The sequence below is a fragment of the Streptomyces sp. MMBL 11-1 genome (genome assembly GCF_028622875.1).
In the GTDB taxonomy this organism is placed as follows: Bacteria; Actinomycetota; Actinomycetes; order Streptomycetales; family Streptomycetaceae; genus Streptomyces.
The window spans coordinates 2,121,266-2,143,275 of record NZ_CP117709.1; the positions used below are offsets into that span (position 1 = coordinate 2,121,266).

Genomic DNA, 22,010 nt, shown 5'->3' on the forward strand with positions numbered 1-22,010 from the left:
CGGCCCGCCTACTTGTAGATCGTCTCTTGCCAACGGATATCGACCCGGTAACCGGCGAAGTAGCCTCCCGTGTACTGGGGGGTTCCGTTGAAGACCTTCTGCCACTTCCCCTGCATCGGCACGAACGATTCGTTGTCAATGTCCGTCCACGCCTCGTACTTCACCGTGAGCGTGCTGCCCTTGCTCTCGGTGATCTTGTACGTGAGGTCGTAGGAGCCGAGCACTCCCTGGGCTTCCCGGTCGTCCTTCCCGACGAGCAGGCCACCGAAGTCAGAAGCGTACACACTGGCCATCTGGGCCAGGTTGAGATCGTCTCCGTCGGAGTTCTTGGTGACGCTGTACTTCTTCTCGCCCACGGTCCTCCCCTTCTCCCGGAACTGATCGGCCACGTACTCCCGCGCGTCCTTCATGCTGGTGCTCTTGATGAGACTCTGGGTCAACTCGTCGTCGCCGTCATAGGCGACATCCGGGATCCTGTTGTTCAGCTCAGGGCTGCCCCAGGCCCAGCGGAACGCGAGCGACCACGGGCCGTCGCTGTTGACCTTGCCGTCACCCCCGTGCTCGTTGTTCACGAGACTGCCCGACGGCAGATGGCACATGGCCTGTGCCTCCATGAACATCTTCTGCAACTTCTGCATCTCGGGGCTGACCGGACCGGTGAACAGCAACGGCATGGGGTCAGGACCCATGAGCAGCGGCGGCTGCTGCACCAGCGGCAGGGTCGGAATGCCGGTGTAGCCGAGCGGGCCGCTCCAGGACGTGCCCGAAGTACCGGTGCTGCTGGCGCCCCACAGCGGCGGGGAGACGGTCTCCTCCACCTTCTCCGCCCCGGACGGGCAGTCCACGCCCATGGTGCAGGAGAAGCTGCCCCGCCCGGACGGGTCGGAGAGGGTAACGGGGTTGTTCTCGGAGTAGCCGTATCCGGCGAGTGACTGGTGCTTCTCCGGTTCGAGCAGCGGGTCGGCGCTGATGAACCGGCCCAGCTCCGCGTCGTACTCACGGGCGTCGAGGTGGGTCAGACCGGTGGACCGGTCGCGTGTCTTGCCCAGGAAGGACCGGTCGTCCACCCAGGACCCGACGGCGCCCGCCCGCTCCACGCCGAAGGCGGTCAGATAGCGCTTGGTCACCGCCTGTGTGTCGGACGCGATGGCGGCCAGGCTGGAGGTGCCGTGCTGGTCACCGGCCAGGTAGAAGAGCTTGTTGGCGCCGCTCTGGTTGGTGCGCACGGCGACGGACAGCTCGGTCGATCCGTAGAAGCGCTGGGCCCAGAAGGTGCCGTCGCTCTTGAGATGCAGCTCGGTGGCGCCGGCGTACAGCACCCGCTCGCCGTTCTTCTCGCCGCGGATGAGGAGGTTGCCGTCCGCGTCGTAGAGGTAGTCAGTGGTGCGGTCGCCCTCCGTGAGCTTGGCGAGCTTGCCCTCGGCGCCCCATTCCAGGACCTGCTTCCCGGCCGCTCCCGGGCGTGAGTCCGTGTTTCCCGCGCCGTCGTAGGTATAGGAGCGCTCGGGCTGGGTGCAGTTGCCCTGGGCGCTGACGCCGGCGAGGGTGTGCGGCTGCTTGTCGCCGCCCCGGTAGCAGTAGGTGTCGGTGGTGTCCCCGCCCGGCTTGTGCTGGGTCTCCGTCTTGCGCTGTCCGGCCGTGTCGTAGGTGTACCCCGTCCAGTACGGCGCGGGTCCCGACAGCTTCGTCGCGTCGCGGGGGTCCGAGCACTTCTGCGAGGAGGGGGTCCACGCCTCGGTCAGGCGGCGGAAGCCGTCGTAGGCGAAGCACTGGGCGTCCGCCTTTCCGGTGCCGCCCAGGGTGGTCGGGTCCGCGATGGCGGTGACGTTCCCCGCCTGGTCGTAGCTGTAGTTGAGGTCCTGCAGCATGTACGGGTGGGTCTGGTCCGTGACGTGGCTGCGGGTGATGCGGCCGGTGCCCTCCTCGTAGGTGTGGGTGACGTAGGCCTTCTTGTGCGCCTCGGTGTTGGCCACCCCCAGGATGAGCTGTTGTGGCTGGCCGAGGGCCGAGTAGTCGGTGTCGAGCAGGTAACCGGTGCTGCCGACGACGGACTTGACCTGCCCGAGGGCGGTGTAGCCGTACTCGATCACCTCCGAGGGCAGCCCGCCGAGCGCCGGTTCCTTGGTGTTCTGGCGCGTCCCGTCGTTGTTGTAGGCGCTCGTGGAATCGATGGTCGCCGGGGCGCCCGCCTTGACCAGCGGGTCGTCGGCCGGCAGCTTGATCCGGCTGCTCAACGGGCGGTCGAGCGTGTCGTACGTGAGGACCTCACGGGTGTACGCCTGACCGGCCTTGCCGCCGACGTACCGGATCGACGAGGACGGCTTGCCCTTGATCACCCCGTCGTAGAGGTGCTCGGTGAGTCGCTTCGCGTCGGTCTCGGCACCGTCCCAGGTGCCGGTGATCCGGCCGATCTCGTCGTACTTCGTCAGCACCGACCGCTGGCGGGCGTCCGTGACCCGGATCGCCTGGTCGAGCTTGTTGTACCCGGTCGTCGCCCGGCCCTTGTCGGGATCCACGGCGGCGGTCTGGCGGCCGAACAGGTCGTACTCGTAGCTCCAGCGGGCCTTGTCCGGACCGGTGAAGACGCTCGTCTTGCCGTCGAGGGTGTACTCCGTGGCTGCCGAGGTGTAGGGGACGCCCAGGCCGCCCCCGTACGCGGGGTCGGTCGGCTGCTGGCCCGCGTACGTGCGGGTCTCGGTCTTTTGGCCGCGGGCGTCGACGATCACCCGGTTCGCGGTGCCTCCGGCCAGGGCACTCGTGCCGGTGGAGTCACCGGTGTGTTCGGTGGCCGTCGTCCAGCGCTTGACGCCGAAGAAGAGCACCGACCTCGACGTCTCCCGTTCGGCGCCGTCGAAGACGATCTCGGTCTGGGTGGGCGACTCGCCGTACTCCGCGCGTGTGTACGTGCCGTTGGGCGCCGCCGTGCTGTCGTAGATGTCCGCATGCGTCTCGTAGGCCAGGCTTCGGGAGTCGTAGCGGGTGTCCGTGAGCAGCCGGCCTCCCTGCGGGGTCGGCGACTGGGTCTGGAGCGGCCGCAGCAGCGCGTCGTAGATCGTGTACGTGGTGTTGTAGCTGACCCCGTCCTTCTTCAGCACCGCCGTCGAGACCGCCGACGGCTTGCTGTTGCTGAGTGCATAGCGGAACTTCTGGCTCGGGCTCTCGCCCGCCGCCCGGTTCCGGTTGGGGAGCCAGACGCCCGTCAGCCTGCCGATGGCGTCGTACGTCAGCTCCGTCTTGCGGGAGTTGGCGTCGTACGTGCGCAGCGGCACCCCGCGCCGGGCGTCGAAGAACGTCGACGTCTTGAAGCCCTTGGCGTTGGTGACCACGGTTCCGGTCAGCGGGCCCGCGGTGGTCGGGGTGTAGCCGGTCACCGTCGACTTGTCGTCGGCGTCGGTGACGGTCAGGGCACGTCCGAGCGTGTCGTAGGACGTGGTGCCGGTCTTCTGCCAGACGGGGGCGTCGGCCGCGGTGTAGGAGGCGGCGCGTCCCGACCAGGTCGGCAGGCCCTTGGAGGGCTTCTGCGTGGCGGACCAGGCAGCGCCGTCGTACGCGATGGCCGAGTCGGTCAGGACATCTCCGCGCCGGGAGGAGTCGGCCGGCAGGTCCAGGGACGCGTCGGTCGTCGCGCAGGTCCGCCCCACCGTCCGGGTACGCAAGACCAGGCTCGTGATGCCGGAGTCGTCGCTGCGGGCGAACCAGGTGCGGGTGCAGATCTCGTCGCCGCTCTTCGCGTCGTCACCGTTGTCCTGCACCTGGTACGGCATGCCGTACTCGTCGTGGTCGGTGGAGACGGTCCGGGCGCGCCAGGACTTGGGAGCGGTCAGATAGGTGTACGTGGTGGTCTTCTGCGTGCGGACGTAGCGGGCCACGTGGTCGCCCGCGCCGGGCACGTCCTGGCGTGCGGTCTCCTTCTGCCACGGCTGGTTGACCACCACGCCGATCGGGGAGCTCCCCGCGTAGGTGATCCGCTGTCGCAGCTGCCCGCCGAAGGCCCCGGAGTCGGTCGTCGTCGCGAGGTTCAGGCCGGTGACCGGAAGCGCGGGTGTGCTCACGGACTTGGTGGTGCCGTCCTTGTTGGCGTCACCGTCCATGCCCTGGAGGTAGAGGGAGACCACCTTCGAACGCGTGGTGTCCTTGGCGCCCTTGAGAACGGTGACCTGGCGGTATCCGCGCCAGTCCGACCAGGTGCGCTCGTCCTTGGGGGTGAAGGGCGAGTCGCTGTAGTGCCAGGCGGCTCCGCTGTAGAGGTACTCCTGCTCGACCGTGTCGTTCTGTCCGGCCGGGTCGGACGTCACCACGGCCACCACGCGGTACTTGTGGAACCAGTCCACGGACGCCACCGAGGAACCGTTGATGTTCCAGAACTGCGGGAAGCAGTTACGGGTGTTGGTGTCCTCGGGCTTGCCGAGGACCTCGCTGCGGACGCACTCGGGCGCCGACATCGTGACGGTAGTGACCGCCCCCGGCTCCGGGTATGCCGGCCATTGCCTCGATCGACGACGTCAACGCGCAGGGACGGGCTCCGACGAGGTCGACGGACAGGCCATCCCCAACAGTTGGTCCACCAGCGGCAGCAACAATAGGTAAGCGCAACGGCATTGCCAGCAGGTGCCGTCCTTGCCGCAGCGATGTCGCCCTGGCGTCAAGTGTCGGGCTGGCGAAGTCGAGGACGCCGCCGCGCCCAACACCGGGCGCGCATCCCCTACACGCCCACGGCAGCCCCCGGGCCGGGACGGGCGGACCAGACCTGCCATCGTGCACGTCCTGCGGATCCACGGATCCGCAGGACATCGACCGCCTGAGGCCCGGAGTCCGATGCAGACAAGGGCTCGAGCCAACCGCGGCCGTTCCGCCTAGGACCCCTGCCGCCCCGGGGGTGTCGCAATCTTCGACCCCGACTCCACTACCTCCGCCGGGTAGGGACCGGTCGGCCACCAGAGCCGCCGGCAGGACAGACCGACCTCGCCGAGGCCGCAGCCCCGTACCTCGCTCCCAGGAGTACTGAGAGGCCGTGGGAGCGTTCACAACCGCCCCACGGACACGACGCCGGAAAAGACCCGCGTCACAGCCACGTACGGTTTGTCCCGCCTGCCCCGGAGCCACGTTCGCTGCACCTCTGTGCAGCGAACGCTGCACGCGAAACTCCCCCAAAAAAACACGTTTCCCCAGGTCAGAACGATTCTGCCTGGGGACGCTCGGTGGGGCGGGTGGGACTCGAACCCATTCAAGTGACGCCTCTCACCTGCGACGATGCCGAAACAACGGACACAGCCACCCGTTTCCATCCGGCTGCATCCTCCTCGATCCGGCTCGGATGGGGATCGGTTAGGTGTTCGCCACACCACCCGCTCTCCGTCGCGTACGCGCCCTGCTGCCGAGGTGCACGGCGAGACTGCCACCTTGCAGCGCTATCGGATCGTCTCCGTAAAGCGGTCGGCCAAGCTGTCCCTCTTGGCCGTAAGAAGTGACGCTCCGTAGCGAGGTGCGTCATTGCCGGCGTCCGGCGTCCGGTCCAACCGAGGACGACTCGTGGACGAATGCGACGATTCCGATGGACTCCCTCGAAGCTCCTCCGAACCAAAGCGGGTTGTGGTGACCGTTTCCTCGATGGAGCTTCGATGCATCCACAGGATGTCGAAGACCCTTTGCTTGGCGAATCGTTTGATCACGCCAGTATCGTGGCGCGCCAGACGGCTGTCTATGAGTACACGGGGTGTGGATCATGTCGTTCGAAGAGGAGTGGGGCGAGCTGAAGGCGGCCGCCGCGATGAGGCTGAACTCGGCCGCAGTCGGCGTCGGTGCTCGGCCACCTCGACGGCGTGCGCGGCGACGTCATCTACGACCTCGGCCAGGCAGAGAAGGACACCAACGCCTGGAACCAGAGGATGAACTACCACGCCATCGGCGCACCCCTGACGGCCATCCCGATCGTAGGCGACGCTCCAGCGCACGGTCGACGCCGGCACGGCGGGGTACATGAACGAGCTCAACGCCAGGGTCGACGAGGAAACTCGTAAGAACATGGTCAACCACTTCGAGAACGGCGAGAACCAGATGAACGCCATGATGCGGAAGATGGCGACCGAGAAGGGCCTCACGACGGAGGAGCTGGACGCGAGCCCGGGCGAGTACGAGGACGGTCTCCAGACGACTGCCGAGAACTGGTACCAGCAGGGCATCGAGGACGCCCAGAAGAAGATGGGACAGCCGTAGACATGGACAGGAAGTGGCTGCCGCTGACCATCGTGCTCGGCGCCGCCGGGGTGGCCGTCGTGACGGCGAGCTTCTGGCCTGACGGGGAGAAGCCGCCGCCGCCGCAGACGCTGTGTCATGGGGCGCTCAGTCGGCAGACGGCCGAACTGATCGACGACGGCAAGGGGGGCGAGGTCAGCGCGGAGGAGTGGGAGAGAAAGGGCAAGAGCACCGATCACGCGGTGTTCAAGGGGTGCCAGGTGCTGCGCGCCAACGCAGACAGCGACCACCCCCGAGGGGTCTACACCCTGATCATCGAAGACAACCGGAACGACCCTCACTACAAGCCCAAGAACTCTGTCCCCCTCGGCCCCGGCGTCACCGGCTGGGCGCTTCCCGACAAGGCCGAGGCCAACCTGCCCGCCGACTGTGCCGCCCGCATGGGCTCGACGGCGCCGAACATCACGGTGGCGCTCATTGCGCCCTCGAAAAAGGGGGAAGAAGAGGAGAAGGACCTTGTCGACCGGGACGACCCCGCGATCCGCAACAATGCGGCCGTGGTGCGGGAGGCCGCCACCAAGCTCGCCAAGAAGTACGGCTGCGCCGCCTGACCGTCGCCTGACCGGTCCGCCGCCGCCGAGTCTCGCCGCAGCGGCGGCGGGCGGGCCAGGCGCGCTGACGCGCAATGCCATTGACCGCGTCGGCCCCGGTGCTGCCCCTCACGCCAGCCGGAAGGCCGCGCTACCCGCAGGAGGGTTGCGACAATCTCCAGGCTCTGCCCCGGAGGTGGGCCCATGTCTCTGCTTCCGGCCCACGAACGGCATGTATCGGGTAGATGGGGGCGCCTGGGCGCCCCGACGCTGCCCGGAGAATCCGACTGCGCCACTCCCTCCAGCTAAGACGATCCCGGCGCAGCCGCGGGGCATGCACCCCTCTGCGCTCCGCCTCAACCGAGACGGCGCGCCTGGCGCCTGCGGCCCGATCCTCGCAGTACGCCACCCGACCTCGCCGACACGTACGGCACAACACCATCCGTGCCCGAGATCCTCCGGACCGACCAGGGCAAGGCTGACCCCGCCGCCCCGAACGGCCGTGGGACCGTTGGTAACCCCTCCCACGGACGCAAGACCACAAAGGCCCAGGCCAGAGCCGCGCAAGGCTGGCCCTAGATACCCGGAGCGCCCCGTTCGCCACACCCCCGTGAGGCGACCGCCACACGCAAAACGCCCCCAGAAAACGCGTTTCCCCAGGCCAGAACGATTCTGCCTGGGGACGCTCGGTGGGGCGGGTGGGACTCGAACCCACGGCCGACGGATTATGAGTCCGCTGCTCTAACCGGCTGAGCTACCGCCCCGTTTCGGCGTGGCGCGTACAAGTGTGCGCACCGTCTGCCGCAGCATAGCCGGTCATACGATCTCTCGCTTCGGATGGCCGGCTTCGCCTGATCTTGAGGACGGCACTGCGTGCTGCCCGGTTGCAGGCGAGGCCGAGGAGACCCGAAAGAGTCACTCCGGGGCCCCTCGGGCGCCCCGGGAGAGCATCGGCCGGGCACGCGAAAGAGGACCCCGAAGGGTCCTCTCCCGTTCCGCTCCCCCGACTGGACTCGAACCAGTAACCCTCCGGTTAACAGCCGAATGCTCTGCCAATTGAGCTACAGGGGATCGCGCTCCCCCGACTGGACTCGAACCAGTAACCTGCCGGTTAACAGCCGGCTGCTCTGCCAATTGAGCTACAGGGGATTGCTGCGTCGCTGCGAAATCGTACCTGCCTGGCGGCTGCCGGGCGGCGCGCGTTCGCTGCGACACATACATTAGCGCAAGCAGGGGGGTGCTCCGCCAATCGGTATCGCCCGGGGTGATCTCGGGTGATCGCGGGTAGGCGGGCTGCACACGTCGGACCAAGCGTAGGAAGGGTGGCAGCCATGCGGTACCGGCTCACGTTCATCGCCGGAGTGGCCCTCGGTTACGTGCTCGGCACGCGAGCCGGGCGCGAGCGTTACGAGCAGTTGAAGAAGTCGGCCCGGCAGTTCACGGAGAACCCCGCCGTCCGCAACGCCGCCGAGACTGCCGCGCACAACGGACGGGACTTCGCGGGCAAGGCGTATCACTCGGTCAGCGACAAGGTAGGGGACAAGGTGCCCGCCTCCGTCGCCGAGCGGGTCCGCTCGCTGCGGGACCGCAGCGGACAGAACGGGTTCGAGGACGACTGGGGGACCACCAATACCTAGGCCCCGGGGCCTCGACGCTCACGGCGGCGGTTACGGGAAATGCGCGGGGTGCGGCAGAATCTCCCCATGGGCATAGTCGCGGGGTTGGACAGTTCTTCCGCCTTCACTCACATCGTCGTCTGTGACACGGACTCGGGCGCCGTGCTCCGGGAGGGGTACGCCGCCCATCCGGTCGAGGCGAAGGCCACCGAGGTCGATCCGCAGGCGTGGCTGCTCTCGCTCGGCGAGGCGGCCTCCGGCGGGCTGCTCGAAGGCGTGCAGGCCATCGGGGTCTCCGCCCAGCAGCACGGACTCGTACCGCTGGACCAGCAGGGCAACCTCGTGCGTCCCGCTCTGCTCGGCAACGACCGGCGGGCGCAGGTCGCCGCGGCCGATCTCGTCGACGCGCTGGGCGGGCGGGAGGCCTGGGCGGAAGCCGTCGGGGCCGTGCCGGGGGCCGCGCAGCCGGTGGCGAAGCTGCGCTGGCTGGCGCGGACCGAGCCGGAGAACGCCCAGCGGGTGGCCGCCGTGCTCCAGCCGCACGACTGGCTCGTGTGGCAACTGCTGGGCCGGCCCGCCCGGCGGACCACGGACCGGGGCGCGGCCTCGGGCACCGGGTACTGGTCGGCCGGCTCCGCTTCCTACCGGCCCGATCTGGTCGAGCTGGCCCTCGGCCACTCCGCCGGTCTGCCCGAGGTGCTCGGCCCCGCCGACTCCGCCGGAATGACGCCCGAAGGGCTGCTGATCTCCGCGGGCACCGGCGAGACCATGGCCGCGGCGTTCGGGCTCGGGGTCGCGGTGGGCGACGCGGTGGTCTCGCTGGGGGCCTCCGGGTCCGTGATGGCGGTGCACCACGAGGCGCTCGCCGACCAGAACGGGATGATCAGCTCGTTCGCCGACGCCACCGGCATGCACCTGCCGGTGGTGCACCTCTCCAATGCCGTACGCGCGCTGCGCGGGACCGCCGAGATGCTGGGCGTGGACGGGCTGGAAGAGCTGTCCGCGCTGGCGTTGAAGTCGACGCCGGGGGCCTCGGGACTGGTGCTGCTGCCGTATCTGGAGGGCGAGCGCACCCCGCGTCTCCCCCACACCGCGGGCACCCTGAGCGGGTTGCGGCGCGAGTCGATGAAGCCGGAGCATCTGGCGCGGGCCGCGTTCGAGGGGATGTTGTGCTCGCTGGCCGACGCCCTCGACGTACTGCGCGGGCGGGGGGTGGAGGTGCGGCGCGTCTTTCTGCTCGGCGCCGCCGCCGAGCTGCCCGCCGTGCAGGCCCTGGCCCCGGCGGTGTTCGGCACCCAGGTCGTGGTGCCGCAGCCCGCCCAGTACGCGGCTGTCGGCGCGGCCCGGCAGGCGGCGTGGGCGCTCGGGGTCTCGCAGGGCTCTCTCGACCCGCGCACTCCCCCGGCCTGGCAGGGTGCGGCGGCCCAGGTGCTGGAGCCCGGCGACGAACTGGCGGTCGGCGGCGCGGTGCGTCAGCAGTACGCGGCGACCCGGGACCAGATCCACCCCGGGGCCTTCCACGGCGTGCACCCGGCGGAGTAGGGGCGCACGGACCCGGCGCGCGTCGCATCACCGTCACGGTGCGTACCCGGGGCGGTCCCGCTCCGGTGCGGGCCCGCGTCGGGCGCGCGCGCCCGGTGTGAGTTCGTGGTTCCGGAGCGCGTGCGGTCTCCGCGTGCTCCAGAGTTTGACCTGAGCTTGGCGAAAAGGGTTCGCTCTCGGAGTACGGCGTACGCGAAACTGGGGCGGCCTCTGCCGTCCGCCGATCCCGAGAGACCCGCGTGCTCATAAAACTCCTGCGGGCCCATCTGGGCCCGTACAAGAAACCCATCGTGCTGCTGGTGTTCCTCCAGCTGCTCCAGACCTGCGCCACTCTGTATCTGCCCAGCCTGAACGCCGACATCATCGACAACGGTGTCGTCCAGGGCGACACCGGCTACATCCTGGAGTTCGGCGGTCTCATGATCGCCGTCAGTGTCGTCCAGGTCCTCTGCAATGTGGGGGCCGTGTACTACGGGGCCCGGACCGCCTCCGCCCTCGGGCGCGATGTGCGGGCCGCCGTCTTCGACCGGGTGCAGTCCTTCTCGGCCCGTGAGCTCGGGCGCTTCGGGGCGCCCTCGCTGATCACCCGGAGCACCAACGACGTCCAGCAGATCCAGATGCTGGTGCTGATGGCGTTCACCCTGATGGTGTCGGCCCCGATCATGTGCGTCGGCGGCATCATCATGGCGCTGGGGCAGGACGTGCCGCTCTCCGCGGTGCTGCTGGCGGTCGTGCCGGTGCTCGGCGTCTCGGTCGGCCTCATCGTGAAGAGGATGCGGCCGCTGTTCCGCACCATGCAGGAGCGGCTGGACTCGGTGAACCGGGTGCTGCGCGAGCAGATCACCGGCAACCGGGTGATCCGTGCCTTCGTCCGGGACGGGTACGAGGAGAAGCGGTTCCGGGGCGCCAACACCGAGCTGACCGATGTGTCGGTGGCGACCGGGCGGCTGATGGCGCTGATGTTCCCGACGGTGATGACGGTGGTCAACCTGTCGTCGATCGCGGTGGTGTGGTTCGGCGCGCACCGTATCGACAGCGGCGGGATGCAGATCGGCGCGCTGACCGCGTTCCTCGCCTATCTGATGCAGATCGTGATGGCCGTGATGATGGCCACCTTCATGTTCATGATGGTGCCGCGCGCCGAGGTGTGCGCCGAGCGCGTCGAGGAGGTGCTCGGGACCGAGTCCAGTGTCGTGCCGCCCGTCGCGCCGGTGACCGAGCTGCGGCGGCACGGGCATCTGGAGGTGCGGGGCGCCGAGTTCCGCTATCCGGGCGCGGAGGAGCCCGTGCTGCGGGCCGTGGATCTGGTGGCCAGGCCCGGGGAGACGACCGCGGTCATCGGGTCGACGGGCAGCGGGAAGTCCACGCTGCTCGGGCTCGTACCCCGGCTGTTCGATGTGACGGACGGTGAGGTGCTGGTCGACGGCGAGGACGTGCGGACGCTGGATCCGGTGCTGCTGGCGAAGACGGTGAGCCTGGTGCCGCAGAAGCCGTACCTCTTCTCGGGAACGGTCGCGACGAACCTGCGGTACGGGAATCCGGACGCCACCGACGAGGAGCTGTGGCACGCGCTGGAGGTGGCGCAGGCCAAGGAGTTCATCGAGGCGCTGGAACACGGGCTCGACGCGCCGATCGCGCAGGGCGGCACCAATGTGTCCGGCGGTCAGCGGCAGCGGCTCGCCATCGCCCGGACGCTGGTGCAGCGCCCGGAGATCTATCTGTTCGACGACTCGTTCTCCGCGCTGGACTACGCGACCGATGCCGCGCTGCGCGCGGCGCTGGGCCGGGAGACGGCCGGGGCGACCGTGGTGATCGTGGCGCAGCGGGTGTCCACCATCCGTGACGCGGACCGGATCCTGGTGCTGGACGAGGGCCGGGTCGTGGGGACCGGCACCCATCACGAGCTGATGGACGGCAATGAAACGTACCGGGAGATCGTGCTCTCCCAGCTGACGGAAGCGGAGGCCGCGTAATGGCCGGTCCGGGCGGACGGATGATGGCCGGGGGCGCGCCCACCGACCGGTCGATGGACTTCAAGGGGTCGAGCAAGCGGCTGCTGAAGCGGTTCGGCCGGGAGAAGACCTCTCTGTGGCTGATGCTGGCCGCCGTGACGGTGAGCGTCGCGCTGTCGGTTGCCGGGCCGAAGATCCTCGGCAGGGCGACGGACCTGATCTTCGGTGGGGTCGTCGGGCGCGGGATGCCCGAGGGCACGACGAAGGCGCAGGCGATCGAGGCACTGCGTGAGGACGGCCGCGGTTCCATGGCCGACATGCTCTCGGGGGTGGACTTCACCCCGGGCGAGGGCATCGACTTCGGCGCGGTGGGGAACGTCCTGCTGCTGGCCCTGGTGATCTACGTCGGCGCCGGGCTGCTGATGCTGGTGGCGACGCGGGTGTCGATCCGGATCATCAACCGGATCGTGTTCCAGCTGCGCGAGGACCTCCAGACGAAGCTGGCGCGGCTGCCGCTGTCGTACTTCGACCGGGCCAAGCGCGGTGAGGTGCTGAGCCGGGCGACGAACGACATCGACAACATCTCGCAGACGCTCCAGCAGACGATGGGGCAACTCATCAACTCCCTGCTGACGATCGTCGGCGTGCTGGTCATGATGTTCTGGATCTCGCCGCTGCTGGCCCTGGTCGCGCTGGTGACGGTCCCGTTGTCGGTGGTCGTGGCGACGCAGGTCGGCAAGCGGTCGCAGCCGCAGTTCGTGCAGCAGTGGCGGGTGACGGGGAAGCTCAACGCCCACATCGAGGAGATGTACACCGGGCACACCCTGGTGAAGGTCTTCGGCCGGCAGGAGGAGTCCGCGCGGGACTTCGCCGAGCAGAACGACGCGCTGTACGAGGCGGGGTTCAAGGCCCAGTTCGCCAGCGGGCTCATGCAGCCGCTGATGTTCTTCATCTCGAACATCAACTATGTGCTGGTCGCGGTGGTCGGCGGGCTCCGGGTCGCCTCGGGCGCGCTGTCGATCGGTGATGTGCAGGCGTTCATCCAGTACTCGCGGCAGTTCTCGATGCCGCTGACGCAGGTCGCCTCGATGGCCAACCTGGTGCAGTCCGGCATCGCTTCGGCGGAGCGGGTCTTCGAGCTGCTGGACGCCGAGGAGCAGGACGCGGATCCGGAGCACGGGGAGCGCCCGGAGCGTCTTGAGGGCCGGGTCTCGCTGGAGAAGGTGGCCTTCCGCTACGAGCCGGAGAAGCCGCTGATCGAGGATCTGTCGCTGAGCGTGGAGCCGGGGCAGACCGTGGCGATCGTCGGTCCGACCGGCGCCGGCAAGACGACGCTGGTCAACCTGCTGATGCGGTTCTACGAGGTGACCGGCGGGCGGATCGCGCTCGACGGGGTCGACGTGGCGAAGATGTCCCGGGACGATCTGCGGTCCTCGATCGGGATGGTGCTTCAGGACACCTGGCTGTTCGGCGGGACGATCGCGGAGAACATCGCGTACGGCGCTTCGCGCGAGGTCACCCGGGAGGAGATCGAGGAGGCGGCCCGGGCGGCGCACGCGGACCGGTTCATCCGGACGTTGCCCGACGGGTACGACTCGGTGATCGACGACGACGGCTCCGGGGTCAGCGCGGGTGAGAAGCAGCTGATCACCATCGCGCGGGCGTTCCTGTCCGACCCGGTGATCCTGGTCCTCGACGAGGCGACCAGCTCGGTGGACACCCGGACCGAGGTGCTGATCCAGAAGGCGATGGCGCGCCTGGCCCACGGGCGTACGTCGTTCGTGATCGCGCACCGGCTCTCCACGATCCGGGACGCGGACGTGATCCTGGTGATGGAGAACGGCTCGATCGTCGAGCAGGGCACGCACGAGGCGCTGTTGGCGTCCAAGGGCGCGTACGCACGGCTGTACGCCGCCCAGTTCGCGGAGGCGCTGGCCGAGGTGGACTGAGCGGTTCGGCCGGGTGGATCAGTCGAGGTAGCCGCGGAGTTGGTCGGCGAAGGCGTGGTCCCGCAGCCGCTTAAGGGTCTTGGACTCGATCTGGCGGATGCGTTCGCGCGTCACGCCGAAGATCCGGCCTATCTCCTCCAGGGTGCGGGGCCGCCCGTCCTCCAGGCCGTACCGCAGCTGGACGACCTTGCGTTCGCGCTCGCCGAGGGTGGAGAGCACCGCTTCCAGGTGTTCGCGCAGCAGGAGGAAGGCGGCGGACTCGACGGGTGAGGGGGCGTCGCCGTCCTCGATGAGGTCGCCGAAGGAGACGTCGTCCTCCTCGCCGACGGGGGCGTGCAGGGAGACGGGCTCCTGGGCCAGGCGGAGGACTTCGGTGACCCGCTCGGGCGTCAGGCCGAGCTCGTCGGCGACGTCCTCGGCGCGGGGTTCGACGCCGTGTTCCTGGAGCATCCGGCGCTGGACCCGCACCACGCGGTTGATCAGTTCCACGACATGGACGGGGACGCGGATGGTGCGTGCCTGGTCGGCGAGCGCGCGGGACATGGCCTGCCGGATCCACCAGGTCGCGTACGTGGAGAACTTGTAGCCCCGGGCGTAGTCGAACTTCTCCACGGCCCGGATCAGTCCGAGGTTCCCCTCCTGGACCAGGTCGAGCATGGTCAGCCCGCGGCCCACGTAGCGCTTGGCGACGGAGACGACGAGGCGGAGGTTGGCCTCGATGAGGCGGCGTTTGGCCGTGCGGCCCATCACCACCAGCCGGTCCAGGTCCCCGGCGAGACGGGAGTCGAGGTCCGGGGTGCCCGCGAGGCGTTCCTCGGCGAAGAGCCCGGCCTCGACGCGGCGGGCGAGCTCGACCTCCTCGGCGGCGGTGAGCAGCGGGATGCGGCCGATCTCGCGCAGATACTGCCGGAACAGGTCGGAGGTGGGGCCGCCGGAGTCCGCCCGGTTCCGCGGCTCCGGGGGGTCGGGGAGGTGCGTCGCTTCCACCATGACCGCCTCGGGTGCGGGTCCGGGCGGACCGGCTGGGGTCTCCGGGTGGTGCAGGGACCTGCTCTGCGCCGGGATGGCCGCGATGGGCTCGGTCGTGGTCGTCACGGTCCGGGTCTGCACGGGGGCGACCTCCAGGTGATCGCTGCCGGATGACGGGGTGGAGGTCTGCCCGGCCCCGGGGTGCTCCCCGTGGACCGGTGTGCTCCGATGACTCAGACATTCCCCAGTGTGGGGTACGACACACGACTGTCACGAGGGGCGTGCGGGGACTTTCTGGTTCCGGTCCGTCACCGGTTGATTACCGCCGCGAGCCCCGGGGAGCGGGCTCAGGGGCCGCCGGGTGGCCTCGGCAGCCTCTCAGAGCGCGGCGGCGCCGTGGGCGCGCAGGGACTGGGCGTACTGCTGGAGCACCCAGACCTCGTTCTGCGCGGCGGCCAGGTCCTGGGGGGCGACGTTGCTGCCGAGGCGGGCGAGGCTGCCCTGGACGTCGTTGATGCGGCGGTCCACGGCGCGCAGCCGGACGTGGACGAGCTGCATGCCGGCGTACGTCTCGTCGATGGTCTTGCCGCGGAACACCTCGACGGCGAGCTCGGTGACGAGGCTGCGGACGGTGTTGTCGGGGGCGGCGTCCATGACGGCCACCAGATACTCGCGGTTGTCGGCGAGTCCCTGTTCGGCGCCGCCCGCCTCCTCGATGCAGCGGCGCACGGCGGCGTAGGGCGGGGCGGTGAACTCGTCCACGCCGTACGCGTCGAAGGCCGGGGAGACCAGGGCGGGCTTCTGGAGGGCGAGCTTGAGCAGTTCGCGTTCGGTGCGGTGGGCGGGGCTGCGGAGGTTGAGCGCGGGTCCGGAGAAGCCGGGGGCGGGGGCGGGCTGCTGCGGGGCGCCGCCCCTCGGGCCCTGGGGGGCGCCGCGTCGGCCGCCGCGCTCTCCGTGGTCGCCGCCCTTGTCGCGGGCCCAGCGGGCGAGCTGGGCGACGCGGTGGACGACGAACTCCTGGTCGAGGATGCCGACGAGACCGGCGAGCTGGACGGCGACCTCGCGCTGCACGCTGCTCGTCTTGATCTTGGCGACGACGGCGGCGGCCTCGTCGAGGGCGGCGGCGCGGCCGGCCGGGGTCTCCAGGTCGTACCGGCCGACGATCTGGCGCAGGGCGAACTCGAAGAGCGGCGTGCGCGGCTCGACCAGGTCGCGTACGGAGTCGTCGCCCTTGGCGAGCCGCAGGTCGCAGGGGTCCATGCCGTCCGGGGCGATGGCGATGTACGTCTCGGCGGCGAACTTCTGGTCGTCCTCGAAGGCGCGCAGGGCGGCCTTCTGGCCGGCCGAGTCACCGTCGAAGGTGAAGATCACGCGGGCGCTGCCGTTGTCCATGAGGAGGCGGCGCAGGATCTTGATGTGGTCGTTGCCGAAGGCGGTGCCGCAGGTGGCGATGGCGGTGGTGACCCCGGCGAGGTGGCAGGCCATGACGTCGGTGTAGCCCTCGACGACAACGGCGCGGCTGGCCTTGGCGATGTCCTTCTTGGCCAGGTCGATGCCGTACAGCATCTGGGACTTCTTGTAGATCGGGGTCTCGGGGGTGTTGAGGTACTTCGGGCCGTTGTCGTCGTCGCGCAGCTTGCGGGCGCCGAAGCCGACGATCTCCCCGGCGGTGTCGCTGATGGGCCACATCAGCCGGCCGCGGAAGCGGTCGATGGGGCCGCGGCGGCCGTCCTGGGAGAGGCCGGAGGTGATCAGTTCCTTGTCGCTGAAGCCCTTGCCGCGCAGATAGCGGGTGAGGTGGTCCCAGCCGGCCGGGCTGTAGCCGACGCGGAAGTGGGCGGCGGCGTCCTGGTCGAAGCCGCGCTCGGCGAGGAACGTGCGGCCGATCTCGGCCTCGGGGCTCTCCAGTGCGCGGACGTAGAACTCGGCGGCGGCCTGGTGGGCCTCGATCAGCCGGATGCGTTCGCCGCGCTGGTGGGAGGGGTTGTAGCCGCCCTCCTCGTAGCGCAGGGTGATGCCCGCCTTGGCGGCGAGGCGCTCGACCGTCTCCGAGAAGGAGAGGTGGTCGATCTTCATCACGAAGGCGATCGTGTCGCCGCCCTCCTGGCAGCCGAAGCAGTGGAACAGGCCCTTGCCGGGACTGACCTGGAAGGAGGGGGACTTCTCGTCGTGGAAGGGGCAGAGTCCCTTGAGGTTTCCGCCGCCCGCGTTGCGCAGCTGGAGGTATTCGGACACGACGGAGTCGATCGGGACCGCGTCCCGTACCGCTTTCACGTCGTCGTCATTGATCCTGCCTGCCACGGGTGAAGTCTACGGGTGGGCACGGACAGCCGGGACGCACGGTGGGCCGTGGCCCGCCGGGGCGCGGCGGTGCCGCACGCGCCCCGGCACCGTCCTCAGAGCAGGGAGCCCAGCGGGACCGACGGGTCGGCGAGGGCGTCCGGGTCGTGCTGCTGGCGGGCCCGGATCAGCTCCTGGACCGTTTCGGTGACATCCCACACGTTGACGTTCATCCCGGCCAGGACGCGGCGGTCCTTCAGCCAGAACGCGATGAACTCCCGCTTCCCCGCGTCGCCCCGGATGATCACCTCGTCGTAGGAGCCGGGCGGGGCCCAGCCGGAGTATTCGAGGCCCAGGTCGTACTGGTCGGAGAAGAAGTACGGGACGCGGTCGTAACTCACGTCCTGGCCGAGCATGGCGCGGGCGGCGGCCGGTCCGCCGTTCAGGGCGTTGGCCCAGTGCTCGACGCGCAGCCGGGTGCCGAGCAGCGGGTGGGCGGCGGCGGCGACGTCCCCGGCGGCGTAGATGTGCGGGTCGGAGGTGCGCAGCGAGGCGTCCACGGCGATGCCGCCGCCGTGGGCGCGGTCGGCCAGCTCCAGGCCCGCGGCCTCGGCGAGGGCGGAGCGGGGGGCGGCGCCGATCGCGGCGAGCACGTCGTGGGCGGGGTGTTCCTCGCCGTCGTCGGTGCGGACGGCGAGCACCATGCCGTCCTGGCCGGTGATCTCGGTGAGGCGGGCACCGAAGTGGAAGCGGACGCCGTGCGCGCTGTGCAGTTCGGTGAAGATCTGGCCCAGCTCGGGGCCGATGACCTGGTGCAGCGGGGTCGGCTCGGGCTCGACGACGGTCACCTCGGCGCCGTAGCCGCGGGCGGCGGCGGCGACCTCCAGGCCGATCCAGCCGGCTCCGGCGATGACCAGGTGGCCGTTGTCGCGGCCGAGGGCGGCGAGCACGTTGCGCAGCCGGTCGGCGTGGGCGAGGCGGCGCAGGTGGTGGACGCCGGCCAGGTCGGTGCCGGGAACGTCCAGGCGGCGCGGCTCGGAGCCGGTGGCCAGCAACAGCTTGTCGTAGTGGATGACGGTGTTGTCGCCGAGCCGCACGGTCTTCGCGTACCGGTCGAGCGCGGTGACCGGCTGGCCGAGGTGCAGTTCGATGTCGGCGCCCGCGTACCAGGCGCGTTCGTGGGTGAAGACGCTGTCGCGTTCGGCCTTGCCGTCCAGGTAGCCCTTGGAGAGCGGCGGCCGTTCGTAGGGGTGGTCGCGCTCGTCTCCGATGAGGATCACCCGGCCGGTGAACCCTTCGGCGCGCAGCGTTTCGGCCGCCTTCGCCCCTGCGAGTCCTGCTCCGACGATGACGAACGTCTGGTGTGCGTCGACCACTTGATGCCTCCTCAGTGCGGTGCTGCGCGGCGCCCCCAGCTGCGAGCGTCCCGCACGCAGCGTGATGGCGAAAGAGGGGGTGTCCGGACAGGGCACCCCCAGTGGTCAGGTTCCAGTCTGCCGGTCAGCCGCGTCGGGCGGTCAGCGCGGCGTGCAGGGATCGCGCGGAGGCGTCCGTGAGCGCCGCGATCTGGTCGACGAGGACCCGCTTGCGGGCGTGGTCGTCGGGCGCCTGGTCGAACAGGGCGCGGAAGTGCGGTTCCAGGCCTTCGGGGGCGCGGGCGGTGAGGGCGGCGGCCAGCTCGGCGATCACGACGCGCTGGTCGGCGCGGATGGCCTCCTGCTCGGCGCGCTGCATGACGTACAGGTCGGCGACCGCCTTGAGCACCGCGCACTCGTGGCGCACCGCGCGCGGGACGACCAGCTCGGCGCCGTACCGGCCGAGGCGGCCGGGTCCGTACACCGCGCGGGTGGCGGTCTCGGCCGCCATGCAGAAGCGGCCGATGAGCTGGCTGGTGGCGTCCTTCAGGCGGGCCTGCGCCACGGCGGAGCCGTCGTAGCCGTGCGGCCACCAGTCCTGGTCGATCAGCCGGTCCAGGGCCTCCGACAGCTCCTGCGGGTCGGTGCCTGCCGGGACGTAGCGGCCGATGGCGACCGCCCGGATCTCCTCGCGCTCCGGTTCGGCGTAGAGGCAGTTGGGGTCGATGTGACCGGCGTGCAGCCCGTCCTCGAAGTCGTGGACGCTGTACGCCACGTCGTCGGACCAGTCCATGACCTGGGCCTCGAAGCAGGTGCGGTCCTCGGGGGCGCCCTCGCGGGCCCACGCGAAGACCGGGACGTCGTCGGCGTACACCCCGAACTTGGCGGAGTGCGGGTCGGTGGGGTGCGCGCCGCGCGGCCACGGGTACTTGGTGGCGGCGTCCAGAGCCGCCCGGGTCAGGTTGAGGCCGACGCTGACCAGGTCGCCGGTGCGCGGGTCGCGGACGAAGCGCTTGGGTTCCAGACGGGTCAGCAGCCGCAGCGACTGGGCGTTGCCCTCGAAGCCGCCGCAGTCGGAGGCGAAGTCGTCGATCGCCTGTTCGCCGTTGTGGCCGAACGGCGGGTGGCCCAGGTCGTGGGCCAGGCACGCCGTCTCCACCAGGTCCGGGTCGCAGCCGAGGACCGCGCCCAGCTCGCGGCCGACCTGGGCGCACTCCAGGGAGTGGGTGAGCCGGGTGCGGGGGCTGGCGTCCCAGACGAGGGAGCGGGTGCCGGGCGTCACGACCTGGGTCTTCCCGGCGAGCCGGCGCAGGGCGGCGGAGTGCAGGACCCGGGCGCGGTCGCGCTGGAAGGCGGTGCGGCCGGGACGCTTGTCCTCCTCGGTGTCGAAGCGCTCGGTGTCGGCGGATCCGTAGGGGCTGGGCCCCCGTCCGCCGTGTGCGCCGTGTGCGCCGCGTGCGCCGCGTGCGCCCTGTGTCCGGTCTGCCCCGTGTGCGCCCTGTGTGCCGTCCATGGTTCCGACAGTAGCGACCGGGACCGACAACGTGGCGTGAGCGGGCCCGGGATGTCAGGCGGAAGCGAGCAGGCTCACCGCGTCGGCCGGGGCCGGGGCACCTTCCGGGGCGGACCGCGCCTGGTCGTAGCGGTGCAGTACGAGGCGGGCCATCGCCGGGTGGGCGCCGAGCGGGGCGGCGGCCCGGTGCGGTACGGCGTCGGCGCAGGCGCTCGCGAAGCGGCCGGGGGCGGTGAAGTACGAGGCGACGAAGGTCCGGTGGCGGCCCCGGGCGGCCAGGGCGCGCAGGGCCGCCTGGACGGTGGGCGTGGCGGCGGAGGCGTACGCGGGGACGACGGGCACGCAAAGGCGCATCGCGAGCGCGCGGGCGGTGTGCCGGGTGTCCTGGGCGGAGTCGGGGTCGCGGGACCCGGCGGCGGCGAGGACGACGGCGGCGCGCCGGCCGCCCTGGTCGGCGGGGTCCCAGCCGGCCTCGTCGAGCCGCCCGCACAGCGCCTCGACGAGCAGGGGGTGCGGGCCCAGCGGCGCGGCGATCCGGGTGCGGACGCCGGGGGCGGCGGCCGCCGTGGCGGGCAGGTCGCGCTTGACGTGGTGGCCGCGTCCCAGGAGCAGCGGTACGAGGACGGCGTCGGCCCCGCGCAGGTTGTCCAGGGTGTCCGGGAGCAGCGGCCGGTTCAGCTCGATGTGGCCGAGCCGGACGTCGAGGCCGGGGCGCAGGTCGCGCACCCGGTCCAGGAGGGCCAGCACGGTGCGCAGGGCCTCCGGGTCGCGGCTGCCGTGCGCTACGGCCACCAGGGCCGGGGCGGGAGCGCCGCCGTCCTGTGCGGGGCGGCCGGGCCGCCGGGTGCGGTGCGTCATGGACCGATGGTGGCGGGCGGAGGTTGCCGGGCCGTTGCGCGAGGGTCACCGCCGTTTTCCGCCTCCTCACGGTGGGGGCGGGGGCGGTGTGCGTACGCCCGCGTGTTCCGCTCCGCCGCCGGTGCCGGACGCCACGACCGGGGCGGCCGGCGAACCTTTGCGGCATCCCGGGCGTCAGGTGGGGTGGGGGCACACGGCCCGCGCGCACCTGGCGCGGCGGGCGGAACGACGGCGGACGGACGGGTGGGGGTTCTGGTGCGTGGGAAGAGCGGGCAGGCCGGGGAGGGACGGAAGGCGCTCGGGCGGTGGCTGAGGGAGCGCCGGCGGCCGGGCCGGCCCGTGCCGCGACTGCCGGCCCGGCTGTGGGCCCGGCTGTGGGACAGGTCCGTGCCGCTGCCGGCGGCCCGGCTGCGACTGCCCGCCCGGTCCCGGTTGCCGTCGTGGCCCGTGGTGCGGCTGCCGCGCACCCGGCGGGTGCAGCGGCGGCTGGCGCAGGGGCTGATGGTCGCCTGTGCGCTGGCCCTGGCGCCCGCGACCTGGATGCGGCTGGAGGCCGGCGACCGGGTGGGCACGACGGCCGGGGCTCCGGCGCGGGAGGTCGCGGTGGTGTTCGGCGCCGGGCTGTGGGAGGGCCGGCCGACCCCGTACCTCGCACACCGGCTGGACGCGGCGGCTGAGTTGTACCGCACCGGGAAGGTGAAGGTCGTGCTGGTCACCGGGGACAACAGCCGGGCGGAGTACGACGAGCCGGACGCGATGCGCACGTATCTCACCGGACGCGGAGTGCCCGACGAGCGGATCGTGAGCGATTACGCCGGGTTCGACTCCTGGGACTCCTGCGTCCGGGCCAAGAAGATCTTCGGGGTCGACCGGGCGGTGCTGGTGAGCCAGGGCTTCCACATCCACCGGGCGGTCGCCCTGTGCCGGTCGGCCGGGATCGACGCGTACGGCGTCGGGGTCGACGAGCCACGGGACGTCACCTGGTACTACGGCGGCGCCCGGGAGCTGGCGGCCTCCGGCAAGGCCGCGCTGGACGCCCTGCTCCGGCCCGACCCGCGGTTCCTGGGACCCAAGGAGCGGGGCGTGGCGGAGGCGCTGGCCGTCGGGACACGCTGACGCGTCCCCGGGGCGCGTACGCGGATGGCGCCGGGCGCGGTGCGAGCCGCGTGCGCGGACGGCGCCGGGCGCGGTGTG

General features: G+C 70.8%; 12 protein-coding genes, 3 tRNA genes and 1 pseudogene. 7 read left to right on the forward strand and 9 right to left on the reverse strand.

The window, feature by feature from the left end:
• Nucleotides 1–8: 8 nt before the first annotated feature.
• Nucleotides 9–4,469, reverse strand: a pseudogene (locus PSQ21_RS09120) (RHS repeat domain-containing protein); the annotation flags it as partial.
• 1,507 nt (nt 4,470–5,976) lie between these two features.
• Between PSQ21_RS09120 and PSQ21_RS09125 the strand changes: the two are divergent.
• Entirely contained in the window at nt 5,977–6,213 is a 237-nt protein-coding gene (locus PSQ21_RS09125) for a hypothetical protein (RefSeq protein WP_274029943.1), read from the forward strand.
• Between the two features lie 2 nt (nt 6,214–6,215).
• Nucleotides 6,216–6,803, forward strand: coding sequence for a hypothetical protein (locus tag PSQ21_RS09130; protein WP_274029944.1), 588 nt, complete (start codon nt 6,216–6,218; stop codon nt 6,801–6,803).
• A gap of 669 nt (nt 6,804–7,472) precedes the next feature.
• Here PSQ21_RS09130 and PSQ21_RS09135 read toward each other — a convergent pair.
• The 3 genes from PSQ21_RS09135 to PSQ21_RS09145 form a co-directional block, all read right to left on the reverse strand.
• Nucleotides 7,473–7,546: transfer RNA gene (locus PSQ21_RS09135), tRNA-Ile, on the reverse strand.
• A gap of 234 nt (nt 7,547–7,780) precedes the next feature.
• Nucleotides 7,781–7,853: transfer RNA gene (locus PSQ21_RS09140), tRNA-Asn, on the reverse strand.
• Between the two features lie 5 nt (nt 7,854–7,858).
• A tRNA-Asn gene (locus PSQ21_RS09145) sits at nt 7,859–7,931 on the reverse strand.
• Nucleotides 7,932–8,113: 182 nt separating this feature from the next.
• Here PSQ21_RS09145 and PSQ21_RS09150 point away from each other — a divergent pair.
• From PSQ21_RS09150 to PSQ21_RS09165, 4 genes are all read left to right on the forward strand, one after another.
• Complete coding sequence (locus tag PSQ21_RS09150) at nt 8,114–8,419, forward strand: YtxH domain-containing protein (protein ID WP_274035683.1); 306 nt, start codon at nt 8,114–8,116, stop codon at nt 8,417–8,419.
• Between the two features lie 66 nt (nt 8,420–8,485).
• Nucleotides 8,486–9,940: an FGGY family carbohydrate kinase gene (locus PSQ21_RS09155; RefSeq protein WP_274029945.1), complete on the forward strand. Its 1,455-nt coding sequence runs from the start codon at nt 8,486–8,488 to the stop codon at nt 9,938–9,940.
• Between the two features lie 239 nt (nt 9,941–10,179).
• Nucleotides 10,180–11,913: an ABC transporter ATP-binding protein gene (locus tag PSQ21_RS09160; RefSeq protein WP_274029946.1), complete on the forward strand. Its 1,734-nt coding sequence runs from the start codon at nt 10,180–10,182 to the stop codon at nt 11,911–11,913.
• Nucleotides 11,913–13,841, forward strand: coding sequence for an ABC transporter ATP-binding protein (locus tag PSQ21_RS09165; RefSeq protein ID WP_274029947.1), 1,929 nt, complete (start codon nt 11,913–11,915; stop codon nt 13,839–13,841). The genes PSQ21_RS09160 and PSQ21_RS09165 overlap by 1 nt, the downstream gene beginning before the upstream one ends.
• An 18-nt stretch (nt 13,842–13,859) precedes the next feature.
• Here the strand turns inward: PSQ21_RS09165 and PSQ21_RS09170 are convergent, their stop codons facing one another.
• From PSQ21_RS09170 to PSQ21_RS09190, 5 genes are all read right to left on the reverse strand, one after another.
• Complete coding sequence (locus tag PSQ21_RS09170; protein ID WP_274029948.1) at nt 13,860–14,951, reverse strand: RNA polymerase sigma factor; 1,092 nt, start codon at nt 14,949–14,951, stop codon at nt 13,860–13,862.
• Between the two features lie 237 nt (nt 14,952–15,188).
• Entirely contained in the window at nt 15,189–17,111 is a 1,923-nt protein-coding gene (gene dnaG, locus PSQ21_RS09175; RefSeq protein ID WP_274029949.1) for a DNA primase, read from the reverse strand.
• Nucleotides 17,112–17,206: 95 nt separating this feature from the next.
• Nucleotides 17,207–18,466, reverse strand: coding sequence for an NAD(P)/FAD-dependent oxidoreductase (locus PSQ21_RS09180; protein ID WP_274029950.1), 1,260 nt, complete (start codon nt 18,464–18,466; stop codon nt 17,207–17,209).
• A 124-nt stretch (nt 18,467–18,590) separates the two neighbouring features.
• Nucleotides 18,591–19,958: a deoxyguanosinetriphosphate triphosphohydrolase gene (locus PSQ21_RS09185; protein WP_274029951.1), complete on the reverse strand. Its 1,368-nt coding sequence runs from the start codon at nt 19,956–19,958 to the stop codon at nt 18,591–18,593.
• Between the two features lie 54 nt (nt 19,959–20,012).
• On the reverse strand, nt 20,013–20,816 hold the full coding sequence (locus PSQ21_RS09190) for a sirohydrochlorin chelatase (protein ID WP_274029952.1): 804 nt from the start codon (nt 20,814–20,816) through the stop codon (nt 20,013–20,015).
• Between the two features lie 255 nt (nt 20,817–21,071).
• Between PSQ21_RS09190 and PSQ21_RS09195 the strand changes: the two genes are divergently transcribed.
• Nucleotides 21,072–21,932, forward strand: a complete 861-nt coding sequence (locus PSQ21_RS09195) for a vancomycin high temperature exclusion protein (protein WP_397989160.1) — start codon at nt 21,072–21,074, stop codon at nt 21,930–21,932.
• The last annotated feature ends 78 nt before the right edge of the window (nt 21,933–22,010 follow it).